General features: G+C 63.3%; 5 protein-coding genes. 2 read left to right on the top strand and 3 right to left on the bottom strand.

Annotated elements, in window-relative coordinates; genetic code table 11:
• The 3 genes from ACUN9Y_RS09095 to ACUN9Y_RS09085 all read right to left on the bottom strand — a co-directional run.
• Positions 1-2,633 (bottom strand): Ig-like domain-containing protein (locus tag ACUN9Y_RS09095; protein ID WP_445460374.1); only part of this gene is annotated, 2,633 nt, incomplete at its 3' end.
• An 805-nt stretch (positions 2,634-3,438) separates the two neighbouring features.
• A complete protein-coding gene (locus ACUN9Y_RS09090; RefSeq protein WP_445460373.1) occupies positions 3,439-11,115 on the bottom strand; it encodes a T1SS-143 repeat domain-containing protein in 7,677 nt (2,558 codons plus the stop codon).
• Between the two features lie 583 nt (positions 11,116-11,698).
• Positions 11,699-13,174 (bottom strand): M48 family metalloprotease, encoded by a 1,476-nt coding sequence (locus tag ACUN9Y_RS09085; RefSeq protein ID WP_445460372.1) that lies wholly within the window; start codon positions 13,172-13,174, stop codon positions 11,699-11,701.
• Positions 13,175-13,329: 155 nt separating this feature from the next.
• Between ACUN9Y_RS09085 and ACUN9Y_RS09080 the strand changes: the two genes are divergently transcribed.
• The gene (locus tag ACUN9Y_RS09080; RefSeq protein ID WP_445460371.1) at positions 13,330-13,578 is read left to right on the top strand and encodes a sulfurtransferase TusA family protein; all 249 of its coding nucleotides are present in this window, start codon (positions 13,330-13,332) and stop codon (positions 13,576-13,578) included.
• Positions 13,575-14,672, top strand: coding sequence for an AI-2E family transporter (locus ACUN9Y_RS09075; protein WP_445460370.1), 1,098 nt, complete (start codon positions 13,575-13,577; stop codon positions 14,670-14,672). The genes ACUN9Y_RS09080 and ACUN9Y_RS09075 overlap by 4 nt, the downstream gene beginning before the upstream one ends.
• The last annotated feature ends 90 nt before the right edge of the window (positions 14,673-14,762 follow it).

Raw genomic sequence — 14,762 nt, 5'->3', positions numbered from 1 at the left:
GCGAAGCCTTCGTCGAAGGCGGTCAGGGTGTGGCCGTTGTTGCTCAGAAAATAGTCGAGCGACTCGCCCTGTGAGGTCAGCGAGGGCAGGCCATTGGTCGACCAGCTGAAGCCGCCGGGGCCGTCGTTGCCGAAGTCATAGCCCAGCGAACCGGTCACGCTGGTGGCCTCGCCGGGCACGTCGCCATCGCCGCCGGCGATGCCGCCGGGCAGGCCGTCTTCATCCACGGTGGCGGTGGGCGACTTGGTGGTCGGGTCGCCGTCGGTTTCCGGGGTGGTGGGCACGTCGCCGCCGTCCTCGACCTTGACCTTGAGCTTGCCGGTGACCGGGTCGCCATCGCCGTCGGTGACGGTGTAGGTGATCAGGGCATTGCCCGAGAAGTTCGGGTGGGGGGTGAAGGTCACCGTGCCATTGGGCTGGGTGGTGACCGTACCGACGTTGGATCCGCCCTGGACGCTGGCGTTGGTCAGGCTGCCGCCATCGGCGCCGAGCTGGTCGTTGTCGAGCACGTCGACGGTGACCGGGGTATCGCTATCGGTGGTGGCGAAGTCGGAGGCGGCGACCGGGGTGTCATCGTCGACCCGCATGTTGAGCTTGCCGTCGGCGCTGTCGCCATCGCTGTCGGTGATGGTGTAGCCGACGCTAAAGCGGATGTCGTCTTCGGTCGTGGGGTCTGAGTGGTCCAGCGGCTGGAACAAGGTCACCCGGTAGGCGCCGCTGGCCTGATTGGTCAGCTTAACGGAGAACACCGGGGCGAAGCCTTCGTCGAAGGCGGTCAGGGTGTGGCCGTTGTTGCTCAGAAAATAGTCGAGCGACTCGCCCTGTGAGGTCAGCGAGGGCAGGCCATTGGTCGACCAGCTGAAGCCGCCGGGGCCGTCGTCGCCGAAGTCATAGCCCAGCGAACCGGTCACGCTGGTGGCCTCGCCGGGCACATCGCCGTCGCCGCCGGCGATGCCGCCGGGCAGGCCATCTTCATCCACGGTGGCGGTGGGTGACTTGGTGGTCGGGTCGCCGTCGGTTTCCGGGGTGGTGGGCACGTCGCCGCCGTCCTCGACCTTGACCTTGAGCTTGCCGGTGACCGGGTCGCCATCGCCGTCGGTGACGGTGTAGGTGATCACGGCATTGCCCGAGAAGTTCGGGTGGGGGGTAAAGGTCACCGTGCCATTGGGCTGGGTGGTGACCGTACCGACGTTGGATCCGCCCTGGACGCTGGCGTTGGTCAGGCTGCCGCCATCGGCGCCGAGCTGGTCGTTGTCGAGCACGTCGACGGTGACCGGGGTATCGCTATCGGTGGTGGCGAAGTCGGAGGCGGCGACCGGGGTGTCATCGTCGATCACCACATTGAGCTTGCCGTCGGCGCTGTCGCCGTCGCTGTCGGTGATGGTGTAGCCGACGCTGAAGCGGATGTCGTCTTCGGTCGTGGGGTCTGAGTGGTCGAGCGGCTGGGCAATGGCCACCTTGTAGGTGCCTTTGGCGACGTCGGTCAACTGGATCGACAGCACCCGGTCGCCGTCGTCGTTGAACCCGACGATCGAGCGTCCGTTGCCGCTCAGGCTGTAGCTGATGTCCTGGCCCTTGGAGGTCAGCGCCGGCAGGCCGTCGGTGGACCAGCGAAAGGCGTTACTGGCTGCCGGGCCATCGTCGCCGAAGTCATAGCCGATCGTCCCGCTGACGGACGTGGCCTGGCCGGGCACGTCGCCGTTGCCGCCGGCGATGCCGCCGGGCAGTCCGTCTTCGTCGACGGTCGCTGTGGGCGCCACGGTAGCGGGATCGCCGTCGGTTTCCGGCGTGGTCGGGACGCCATCGCCGCCGTCGACGATGGGAATGCACACGTTGCTGTGGACCGTATCACCATCGCCATCGGTGGTAACGATGTCGAAGATCAGCTTGGGGTCTTGACTCGTGTCGAGGTCGTCATCGACGTTGAATGACCAAGTGCCGTTGTCCCTGACGATGAGAGTGCCAAGGCCGGTGTCGATGGGGGTGTTCAGAGGATACTGATTCGTGTTCCCGGGCAAGGAGACCACGGTGCTGGCCACACCATCGGCGCCGCCATCAACCGACCAGCTGCCGCTAATGCTGTCGCCGTCCTGGATGCTGGTCGGGAAAATGACGCTACTCTCCGGGGTGTCGTCGTCGACGACCACTACCATGCGGGCTTGCGCTTCGCCGCCTTGGCTGTCGGCAATGGCGTAGTCGAAGGAAAACACAAGATCATCTTCGGTGCCCGAGATAGGGTGATCCAGAGGCTTGGACAGCGTGATCTTGTAGCTTCCACTGGCGACGTCGGTCAGCACCAGGGTCAACACCGTGTCGCCGTTACCGGTAGTGCCAATCGCGGTACGTCCATCGTTGCTCAGGGTAAAGGTGACATCCTCGCCTGCTGAGGTCAGGGAAGGAGCGTCATCAAGCTTCCAGGTGAAGGCCCCACTGCTGGCGGGCCCATTATTGCCGAAGCTGTAGCCGAGATTCCCCGTGGCCGTGACCGCCGTGCCGGGTGCATCGCCATTGCCACCGGGGATGCCGCCAGGCAGGCCATCTTCATCAAGCTTCACCGTCGCAGTGACGGTACAGTTGCAGTCGTTGGCCAGCGTCGCCAGTACCGCTGCGTTGAGGTCGATGCCTTTCGTCATGTTCATTTCCTGCGCCTTTTTTTTAATGGTGTTGTTGAAGAGGTGTGTCGAAGTCGGTTGGTCGGTGTGAGGTGTTGATAAACCAACGATGCAGACATAAAACTATGCAATAAACGTCAGGCAATGAACTGTACTCAGGGACACTTCGTTTAGATTTTTTCAGGGTTCCGTTGAGCAGAAAATACAAGATATCTGCGCTGTATTTTTAGCCTTTGTCGTCATGTCTGATGGCGAAGTTCTTCATGTTTATCTAGTGGCGTGGGAATGTTGTCTTCAAGACAATGATTTGATTTGTTTTTGTTTTTTTTATTAATGATAAGGGGTGAGGTGTTGTGGTTTTATTGATAAAGAGTCCGGCTCTTTATTGGCACATGTTGTAAGATATTCATGTCGTCAAAAGGTCGTTGTTTGGGTAGATTTTTCGATCAGGGAGATGGAGCGAAGGTTGGCAGGGCAGATACGACAGACAGTACTGATAGTGGAGGCAGCACAAACAGCACAAACAGCACAAACAGCACAAACAGGGCTGAAACGACAGGAAGAACGGGTACGGCACGCCGCACAGACAGGGCCGATAGACCAAGCAGTACTGGAGCGCTACGGTGGGAGAGATAGTGGCGTTGTGTTCAGTGGCCGTTGTCGGTCACCCGAGGCCCCGAAGAGTGCACCTCCTGAACGCAGAGACGGCACCGGGAAGACAACCCCGGTGCCGCCGCGACTCTCTATCTGCTATCTATCTGCTACGTTCTGATGGGGGCCGGCCCTCTGACGGCTGCGCGGTCAATGGAGCCGCCCCCTTCCAAGGTTACTCCACGTCGAGCTGACCGTTGTTGATCAGGTTGTTGATGAAGTCCTCGCCGTTGCCGCCGAGATCCACCCCCGTCAGGGTGATGGTCTGGTCGGCATTGGCCCCATCGGCACTGATGCCTCCGCTGGACTTGACCGCGAGCACCACGTCGTTGCCTTCCTGGCTGGCGACCAGGTAGTCGGACACATCGGCCTCGGTGGCGCCATCGAGCAGGTCCGACAGGTCGAGCTTATCGGCGTTGGCATCGACGCCGACCTCGCCAAGAGTGAAGTCACGGATGGTGTCTGCGGCGGGTTGGTCGGACGCCCCCCCGTCGCCAGCAGACCAGGCGAAGGTGTCGCTGCCCGCATTACCCCACATCAGGTCATCGCCGGCACCGCCGTCGATCAGATCCAACCCTCCGCCTGCGATGATGACGTCGTCGCCCTGTCCTCCTCTTAAGGTATCATCGCCGCCGTCTTCGCTGGTCGTCTCCATCAGTGACTCATAGTTCTCACGAAGATACTCAAGCACCTGCTCATCGCTGGGAGCGACGCCATCGCCATGGTCGGCGGACCACTTGAGGAACTCAAAGAGCCCCTCATAGCCAAGCCCATCGTGATCGCCCGCCGCAAAGGTCTGGCCGCTATCCCCGTTGGTCCAGGTGAGGTCGTCGGTGTTGATGGCATCGCCGAAGATGATGTCGTCTCCGGCGCCGCCACTCAGCGTATCGTTACCCAACTCGCTTTCGCGAATACTCTCGGTAGTGCCATTCGCCAAGGCGATGGCGAGGTCTTCCACGTTGTTGACGATCGAGGCGTCACCGACGGCAGAGGTCCAGACGCGACCGTCCTCGAGGGTGATGGTGCGGTCGTTGTCGACCGTGTCCGTGTTATCGAAGATATCGAGGTAGTCCTTGCGTACCAGGTCTGCGGCAGTTTGTGGATTGGGCAACTGCTCGCCGATGCCTAGCACATGAACATCCGAGTACTCGAGTAGCTCAAGGTACTTGCCGTGGGCTTGGGACAGCGCGGTGATGTTACCGGGCGTGCCGACAATGTTCTGGCCCCTCGAGTTGGTGTACGTCGTGGGCAGGCCATCGGTGAGGAACATCGTGAAGCTGTCGAAGTCGTTGGCGGCGGCCATCGACTTCTGCCACGACAGAGCACTGGTCAAGGCCGCTTCGTAGTTTGTCCCGCCACCTCTTCTTGCGCGGCTCACGAAGCTCTGCAGGTCTGCAAGGTTGGACTCGGACAGGTCGTTGACGGAGGTGACTCCGGTGACTCCGGTGGTGAACCGCACAATCTGAATATTGATGGTGCCATTGTGGGTGGACAGGGTCTCCAGGTAGTTGTTGATGCCCTCGATCTGCAAGCGGAACCGGCTATAGTTGTCGGTACCCGACGGTTTACCCATGCTCGACGATTCGTCCATGATGATGGTGATGTTGTAGTCTTCACGAGAATTCACCAGGCCCGTTTGATCACCGACATCGCCGATCAGCACGTCGCCGCCTGCACCTGTTTCCTTGGTGTTGTCGACGTTGCCGCCAACATACAGCTGGTCGTCGCCGGGCAGCGTCAAGTCCAGAGAGCCTGTGGCAAGGTCTCCGTCGCCATCGGTGCCTTCGAGCTCATAGCTCAAGGTCACTTCGCTTGCGCTTCCGCCAACGCGGTAGCCGAAGTCACCGAGACTGAACGGGACTTCACTGGCGCCGGTCACTTGAACCGCTTCGAACGGCGTGTCGCTGACGAGCTCGTAGTTCCAGCCGTCGCGCAGACCGGACAGGATCACGCCGTCATCTGTCACCTCGAACTCGACTCGGTCCGTCACATCGACGCCGAACTTGTCCTGCACCACGAAGTTGCTGGCATCCAGCTTGAGCAGGGCGCCGCTGGAGTCATGGGGGTTGCCGCCGCTCAGTCCGCTATCAGGCGCGTACTCGACAGCGGCGACCTTGATGCTTGTCGCGCTGCCAGGCGTGGTCAAGCTCACCACCTGCTGGAACTGAGTCACCGCCTGGTGATCTGACCACACCGGGGTGTTGCTGCTGACGGACACCTGTTTGATGAAGTCGAAACGCAGGCGTTCATCGGTGGTGATGCCGCCATCGGTAACGCTCAGCGCATCGCCCGACTTGGACGGCGTCCCGCTGCCGCTGGAAGACACCAGGACGTCTGCGCTGGTGGCGCCTGTTGCACGGTTGTAGAAGATGAAGTCGCCGTCGGCGATGGGCGTTCCCGTGGCCGCGTTCTGGCTGACGGCCGTGCCGCTGGCGATGTCTCCGTTGGTTTCGATGCTGTAGCTGTTGCCGTCATCGGCAAGCGTCAGGGTGAAGGCGACGTCACCGCCGGCGGTCGTCGCGGTAATGACCTTGCCATCGGCACTGACGTCCTGGGTCAGCGCCTGGCCATCGAGCATCAGCGGATTGCCGTTGGCATCGAGTGCGGGTTCGCCATCGGCAGCGTCGGTGAAGATCACGTCCCCGACGCCGTCGGCGCCGGCATGATCGACGAAGCCGGTGGAGCCTTCGGCGCCGTCTTCCAGGGTCAGCGGCTCGGCGGCAAAGGCTGTCGGGCGGTCATCGTCGACGACTACCGTCAGCTTGCCGTCGGCCTGGTCGCCATCGCCATCGCGCACGCTATACCCGACGCTCAAGGTGATGTCGTCTTCGCTGGTCGGGTCGGAGTGATCCAGCGGTTGCAGCAGGGTCACCGCATAGGCGCCGGTTGCCAGGTTGGTCAGAGCGACCGTGAACACGGTGTTGTCGTCGCCATCGAGGCCACTGAGCGTCAGGCCGTCGGCGCTGACGCTGTAGCTGATCGGCTGGCCGCCGCTGGTCAGCTCCGGTAACCCGGTGGTGGTCCAGCTGAAGGCGTTGCTGCCCGCGGGGCCGTCATCGCCGTAGGCGTAACCCAGGGTGCCGGTGGCGGTGACCGCATCGCCGGCGACATCGCCGATGCCACCCGAGATACCGCCGGGCAGGCCATCCTCGTCGAGGGTCGCGGTGGGGGATTGGGTGTCGGGATTGCCATCCGTCTCGGGGGTGGTTGGCACACTGTCGTCGCCAACGCTGACGGTCAGGGTGCCGTTGAGCGGGTCGCCATCGCCATCCACGCCGGTGTAGTCGATGACCGCGTTGCCCTCGAACCCGGGGGTGGGGGTGAAGGTGAGCGTACTGTCGGGATTCAGCGTGACGGTGCCGACGCTATTACCGCCTTGAACGCTGGCGTCGTCGAGGTTGCCGCCGTCGGCACCGAAGGCATCGTTCTCCAGGACGTCGACGGTGATCGGCGTGTCCTCTGGCGTCACCACGCTGTCATTGCCGGCCACGGGGGTATCGTCGTCGATGACGATATTGAGCTTACCGGCGGCACTATCGCCATCGCTGTCGGTGACGGTATAGCCGACGGCGAAGGCAATATCGTCTTCGCTGGTCGGGTCGGAGTGATCCAGCGGCTGGGCCAGCACGACCTTGTAGGCACCGGTGGCCTGGTCGGTCAGTTGAACGGAGATCACGCGGTCGAAACTGCTATCGAGGCCGAGCAGCGTCTTGCCATTGTTGCTGACCGTGTAGGTGATCGGGCTGCCATTGGCGGTGAGGCTCGGCAGGCCGGAGGTGTCCCAGGCAAAGGCGCCGGTGGTGGCCGGACCGTCGTCGCCGAAGTCGTAGCCGAGGCTGCCGGTGACCATGACGGCTTCGCCAGGAACATCGCCGTTGCCGCCGGCGACGCCGCCGGGAAGGCCGTCTTCATCGACGATGGCCGTCGGCGCTTGGGTGGACGGATCATCGTCGGTCTCGGGGGTGGTCGGGACGTCGCCGCCTTCCTCCACCGCGACGCTGAGCGTGCCGTCGACCGGGTCACCGTCGCCGTCGGTGGCGGTGTAGTCGATCACCGCATCGCCAGAAAAGTCCGGGTTCGGCGTGAAGGTCAGTGAGCCATCGGGGGCGGTGGTGACTGTCCCCACGCTCGGTCCACCTTGCACGGTGGCGCCGGTCAGGCTGCCACCATCGGCACCGAGCTTGTCGTTGCCGAGGACGTCTACGGTGATCGGTGTGTCGCTGTCGGTGGAAGCGCTGTCATCGTTCGCCACCGGAGTGTCATCATCGATGACGACATTGAGCACGCCGCTGGCGGTGTCGCCATCGCTATCGGTGACGGTGTAGCCGACGCTGAAGGCGATGTCGTCCTCGATGTCGGCGCGGGCGTGATCCAGCGGCTTCATCAGGGTGACCTTGTAGGCACCGGTGTCGGGGTTGGTGAGCTGAATGGCGATGACGCGGTCACCGTTTCCATCGGTACCGATGAGCGAGCGGCCGTTGCCATTCAAGGTCCAGGTGACGGGGCTGCCGCCGCTGGTCAGGTCCGGCAGGTCATCGGTGGTCCAACGGACGGGATCAACAGCGGCGGGGCCGTCATCGCCGAAGTCGTAGCCCAGGGTGCCCTTGGCCACGATCGGCTCGCCGGCCACGTCGGCGATGCCGCCGGCAATACCACCGGGCAGGCCGTCTTCATCGACCACGGCCTTGGCCGGATTGGTCGCCGGGTCGCCATCGGTCTCGGGGGTCGTCGGACCGCTGTCGCCTTCCACCGTGACGGTGAGCTTGCCGTCGACGGGGTCGCCGTCACCATCGGTGGCGGTGTAGTCGATCACCGCATCGCCAGAGAAGTCCGGATTCGGGGTGAAGGTCAGGGTGCCGTCGGGGTTGACCTTGACGGTTCCCACATCTGTCCCATCCTGGACGGTGGCGTTGGTCAGCTTGCCGCCATCGGCGCCGAGCTGGTCGTTTTCGAGCACGTCGACCGTGATCGGTGAACCGGATTCGCCGGAGGCGACGTCATCGGAGGCCACCGGCGTGTCGTCGTCGATGATGATGTTCAGCTTGCCACTCGCGGTATCGCCGTCGCTATCGGTGACGGTGTAGCCGACGCTGAAGGCGATGTCGTCCTCGATGTCGGCGCGAGCATGATCCAGCGGCTTGAGCAGCGTGACCTTGTAGGCACCGGTGTCGAGGTTGGTCAGCTGAATGGCGATGACGCGTTCACCGTTGGCGTCGAAGCCATTCAACGAACGCCCGTTGCCGTTCAGCGTCCAGGTGACTTGACTGCCACCGCTGGTGAGGTCGGGCAGGCCATCGGTGGTCCAGCGTACCGAGTCGCTGGCCGCTGGGCCATCCTCGCCAAAGGCGTAGCCCAGGGTTCCGATGGCGACGGTCGGCTCGCCGGCAACGTCGGCGATACCGCCAGCAACGCCGCCGGGCAGGCCGTCTTCATCGACCACGGCCCTGGCCGGGTTGGTCGCGGGGTCGCCGTCTGTTTCCGGGGTCGTCGGCACGCTATCGCCGCCTTCGACGGTCACGGTCAGTTGACCTTCAACCGGATCGCCGTCGCCATCGGTCACGGTGTAGTCGATCACCGCGTCGCCGGAAAAGTCCGGGTCCGGGGTGAAGGTCAGGGTGCCGTCGGGGTTGACCTTGACGGTACCCACATCGGCCCCATCCTGGACGGTGGCGTTGGTCAGCTTGCCACCATCGGCGCCGAGCTGGTCGTTGGTCAGCACATCGACGGTGACCGGTGAGTCACTGTCGGTGGTGGCGGTGTCGGCGGCCGACACCGGGGTGTCGTCATCGACCACCACATTGAGCCTGCCTGCCGCCGAATCACCATCGCCGTCGGTGATGGTGTAGCGCACGCTGAAGGCGATATCGTCTTCACTGGTGGCATCGGCGTGATCCAGCGGCTGGGCCAGCACAACTTTGTAGGCACCGGTGGCGACGTTGGTCAGCTGTACCGACAGGACCCGGTCGCCGTTGCTGTCGAAACCGACCAGTGAGCGTCCATTGCCGCTCAGCGAGTAGGTGATGGCGTCGCCGCGGGAGGTCAGCGTCGGCAGGCCTTCGGTCGACCAGGAGAAGCCGCCCTGACCGTCGTCGCCGAAGTCGTAGCCCAGGGTGCCCGTGGCCACCACGCTCTCGCCGGGCACGTCATCGACCCCGCCGGCGATGCCGCCAGGCAGGCCGTCTTCATCGACCACGGCGGTGGCTGCCTTGGTGTTGGGGTCGCCGTCGGTTTCCGGAGTGGTCGGGACGCTATCGCCGCCTTCCACGGTGACGGTCAAGTGGCCATCGACGGTGTCGCCGTCGCCGTCGGTGACGGTGTAGTCGATCGAGGCGTTGCCCGAGAAGTCAGGATTGGGCACGAAGGTCAGGGTACCGTCGGGGTTGACCGTGACGGTCCCGACGCCGGGCCCACCCTGCACGCTGGCATCGGTCAGATCGCCACCGTCGGCCCCGAGCTTGTCGTTGTCGAGAACGTCCACGGTGACCGGGGTATCGCTATCGGTGGTGGCGGCATCGTCCACGACCACCGGCATATCGTCGTCGATCACGACATTGAGATTGCCCTGCGCCGTGTCCCCATCGCTGTCGGTGACGGTATAGCCGACGCTGAACGTAATGTCGTCTTCGCTGTTCGGATCGGCGTGATCCAGCGGCTTGAGCAGTGTGACCTTGTAGGCACCGGTGTCGAGGTTGGTCAGCTGGATGGCGATGACTCGTTCGCCGTTGGCGTCGAAGCCGTTCAATGAGCGGCCATTGCCGTTCAGCGTCCAGGTGACCTGACTGCCGCCGCTGGTGAGGTCGGGCAGGCCTTCGGTGCTCCAGCGTACCGAGTCGCTGGCCGCTGGGCCATCCTCGCCAAAGTCGTAGCCGAGAATGCCGGCGGCAGCCACGTGCTCGCCAGCCACGTCATCGACGCCCCCGGCGATACCACCCGGCAGGCCGTCTTCATCGACGATGGCGGTCGCCGCGCTGGTCGCGGGGTCGCCGTCGGTCTCCGGAGTGGTGGGGATGCCATCGGTACCGTCGACGATGGGAATACAGGCGAAGCAATCCGCGGTATCGCCATCGCCATCGGTGGTGGTGATGTTGAAGATCAGCTTCGGATCCTGGCTCAGGTCCAGGCCGTCCTCGGCGGTAAAGGTCCAGGTGCCATCGTCCTTGACGACCAGGGTGCCCAGGCCGGTGTCGATGGGCGTATTAAGGGCGTACTGGGTCGAATCATCGGGCAGGGTGACGGCGGTGTTGGCGATGCCATCGGCGCCACCTTCCACCGACCAGGTGCCGGTAATGCTATCGCCTTGCTCGACGCTGGAGGGCGCATCGACGCTGATGGTTGGAGTGTCGTCGTCCACATCGACCACCATGCGTGCCCGGGCCTGGTCGCCGTCGCTGTCGGTGATGGTGTAGTCGAAGGAGAAGATCAGGTTGTCTTCGGTGCCGGAAATCGGGTGGTCCAGGGGCTTGGACAGGGTCAGCTTGTAGTCGCCGTTGGCGACATCGGTTACTGCCAGGGTCAGTACCGTGGCGCCGTCATCGGTGCTGCCGACGAGCGTCTGGCCGTTGCTGCTGAGGGCGAAGCTGATGTCTTCGCCGCCTGATGTCAGGGTCGGTAGCCCGTTCAAGTTCCAGGCAAAGGCGCCACTGACAGCGGGACCATTGGCGCCGAAGCTGTAGCCGAGGTTGCCGGTCGCCATGATAGCCATGCCAGGTGCATCGCCTTTTCCTCCTGGGATCCCGTCGGGAAGACCGTCTTCATCCAGGTTGGCGACTGCGGTGATGGTGCAGTTACAGTCATCGGCCAGCGTTGAGGCCAGGAGGGTCGCGTCGAAATTGGAGTCAGGAGTCGTGTTCATTGCATACGCCTTGAGAAGAGGGAAATGACGAACAAGCAAATGCGCAATGGGTAACCTATGCAATGAGCCCTGTTCCCAATACTGTACTCCGGGACAGGTTAGGGGTGTCTGGGGTTTTGGTGTCTGGAATGGCACATGTCTATGGGAAAAGTATTCCGGTTTTAGCGGAGATTTCGGCGAGGGTGGTGTCGTGGTTCGTGGCTTTTTTTATGCTTTTTAATGGCTCATTTTTGTTCTTTTTGGTGTTCAGGTGGGTGTTGTTTTTCCGCGCGCAAGATGGCTGGCATCTGTAAGGGGGGTGAGGGTATTGTCGTCATTATGCTTAGTCGATACGAGGTGGTAGAGCAGCATACGACGACGGACCGTCAGCGCTGAGCCTGATGCTAAGCTACGGCGAGGATGGTGCCATTTCGATGGTTTTCGAGGAAGTTAGTCGGGGGGGGTATGGCAAGGGCAGCCGTTCGTGCACATTCAGTGCAAGGCGTGTGATTTTTTGGGCGCTGCGGAAACACTCGCTGGGGGAAATCGCCACGATGCGCAACGGCAGGGCCTCGAGGAAAGAGACCCCGGAAGACGGCGAGGATCAAAAATTTTCCATGGTCTCGCGGTAGCCTATGAAATCATCGCGCCGGCTTCTCACGCGTGCACGGGCGTTCATGTCACCCTCGCGGTTGGCGATGTCTTCGGCGACGTCGAGTTGACGAATGGCACGATCGATATCGCCGGTGAGCTGCATCTGCTCGGCGCGAGCCAGGTGCCCCCAGGCTTCATGTCCGCTGCGTCCAGCGGCTTCGGCCAGCAGGCCAAAGACGCTCGGGTCCTCCGGGCGGCGCTCGGCCAGATCCGAGAGTTCGCGAAAAGCCCTTCCCGGGTCGCGCTGCAACAGGGCTTCGCCAAGCATCTGCGCGGTAGGGGCGTAGCCGGGCATCAGCCTGAGCTGGGACTGGGCCCGGGCAATGGCATCGTCGACGCGACCGCCATCGAGGGCAACCTTGACGGCGCTGGCCGGGAGCATGGCCACATCGGGGTACTGGCGACTCAGCGCGTCGAGGCTGGTCAAGGCGGCTTCAATACGTCCGCTGCGGGCATCGAGCAGCGCCTGGAGGTAGCGTTGGGCGTCTTGCGGGGCATCGTCCTGACGCATGATGGTCAGGGCTTGACTCGGATCCCGCCCGTGGATGGCGAGCAGCGCACGGGAGCGGATTAGGTGATACTGCAGATCTTCCTCGCGGGGCTGATTGACATGGGTCTGATTGACCCGGGACTGCGTATCGCTGATACGCGACTCGGTGATCGGGTGGGTCAGCAGAAACTCTGGCGGCGTGCCGCCCTGCAGGCTCATCAGGCGCTGCATGGCGCGAAACATATCGACCATCGCCTGGGGGACATAGCCGGCGTTGGCCATGGCCCGCAAGCCGACGCGATCCGCTTCCTCTTCGTAGCGCCGCGAGTAGCGCAGTTGATCCTGAATCAACGCGGCCTGGCTGCCCGCGAGGGCTGCAATGCCGGCGTCGCCGGCGCCGCCAGCGGCGAGTATCAGCCCCGCCAGCATGGTCGCCATGGCGGGGATTTGCGTCTGCTCCATGCGGGCCTGGGCGCGGGCATAATGACGTTGGGACAGGTGCCCCAGCTCGTGGGCCACCACCGACGCCACCTCGGCCTCATCGTCGGCAAACGCGAACAGCCCGGCATTCACCCCGATGACGCCGCCGGGAACGGCGAAAGCGTTGAGGGAACGGTTGTCGACCAGCGTGACCGCCGTGTTGATGCCGCCCAGATCGCTGTAAGGTACCAGCCGGCCGACGAGGGTTTCCACGTAGTGCTGGGCGATGGGGTCGCGCCACTCCGGGACGTGGGCACGGAACTGGCGTAGCCAGGCGCGGCCCAGGCGCGACTCTTCTCCGCTGATGGCGTTGCTGCCGGTGGAGACCAGGGTCGGCAGCTTGAAGCGGTCTGGCGAATCATCGAGGTACTGGGCTTCGGCGAGGCCAGGAGTGGTGACACTCAGAGCCACGGCCAGGAAGCCTGCGGTAACGGGCAGCAAGGGGCGTTGACGCATCTTGGTCCTCGTGGACGGCGAAGGGTCGAGGTGCCTTTCTGGGACATTGCTTCGACCACAAAAGTGCCTTTAAATCGCAAGGGCTTGCCCGAATGGGCAGGGGTCGGCGGGCCTGAGCTCGCCGCGCCAGTAATCGCATTCTCTCGGGAGAGATCATGGCAGTGCAACCTGACGATAGACTAGATGCCCGCGGACTACCCTGTCCGCTGCCCCTGCTCAAGGCCAAGCAGTCGCTATCGCGGCTGGCCGCCGGGCAGGTGCTGGAAGTCAGGGCGACCGATGCGGGTTCCTGGCGCGACTTCGAAACCTTTACGGCGCAGAGTGAGCATGTGCTCGAGGCACGTGAGGTACGCGACGACATCTACTACTACTGGATTCGCAAGGCGGGGAAGAGCCGCTCATGAGTCTACGTACGGTGGTACGCGGCTGGATTGACCACTACTTCTCCGATGAGGAGGCGGTACTGCTGCTGGTGTTGCTGGTCGTTGGCTTCGCGGTGGTGATCTGGCTTGGCAAGATGCTTGCGCCGTTCTTGACCGCCCTGGTGATCGCCTTTCTGCTGCAGGGCGGCGTGAATGCCCTGACGCGTCGCAAGGTGCCCCACTTGATCGCGGTATTGACGGTGTTTCTCGCCTTCGTGGGCATCTTGCTGGCACTGGCCTTGATCCTGCTGCCGCTGATCTGGAACCAGCTGGCGAGCCTGATTCAGGAGACGCCGCGAATGTTCGCCAGCGGCCAGCGCATGCTTGATGAACTGCAGATGACTTACCCCAAACTGATCACGCCGGATCTGGTTCAGGACTGGATCAGCGTGCTCAGCCGAGAGGCGACCCAGATCAGCCAGCGCGCCTTGACCCTGTCCCTGGCGTCGCTTGGCAATGTGCTGGCGCTGATCGTGTATCTGGTGCTGGTCCCGATCCTGGTGTTCTTCATGCTCAAGGATCGCGATCGGCTCGTCGGATTTCTGGTCTCGCTACTGCCGGCCAGGCGCGATCTGATGACCCGGGTGTGGATAGAAATGGATCTGCAGATCGCCAACTATGTCCGCGGCAAGGCGACCGAGATCGTCATCGTCGGCACGGTGACCTTCTTCACCTTCGCCTTCTTCGGTCTGCCGTATTCGGCGCTGCTTGCCGTGCTGGTCGGTTTCTCGGTGCTGGTGCCCTATATCGGCGCAGCGGTGGCCACCCTGCCCGTCGCGGCGGTGGCTGGCTTTCATTTCGGGCTGGGGGACGACTTCCTTTACGTGCTGGTGGCCTACGGGGTGATCCAGGCGCTCGACGGCAACGTGCTGGTGCCGGTGCTGTTCTCGGAGGCGGTGAATCTGCATCCGGTATCGATCATTCTGGCGGTGCTGTTCTTCGGCGGAATCTGGGGGTTCTGGGGCATCTTCTTCGCCATCCCGCTGGCGACCTTGCTCAAGGCGTTGGTGTACGCCTGGCCGCGAGGAATCAAGCACAAGCAGCGCAGCATGGCGAAGCTGCCCGCCAACGGGTGAGCCCCTCGGTCGCGGCGGTCGCGTCCTGTGCCGGGGGCGGTCGCCTCGCCGCCGCGCGCCAGACGCGAACGCCCCCTGGGTGCATCCGGG

It is taken from the genome of Halomonas sp. V046 (assembly GCF_052645355.1).
Note: the sequence above shows the minus strand (reverse complement) of the source record. Positions and strands in the feature narration are given on the sequence as shown.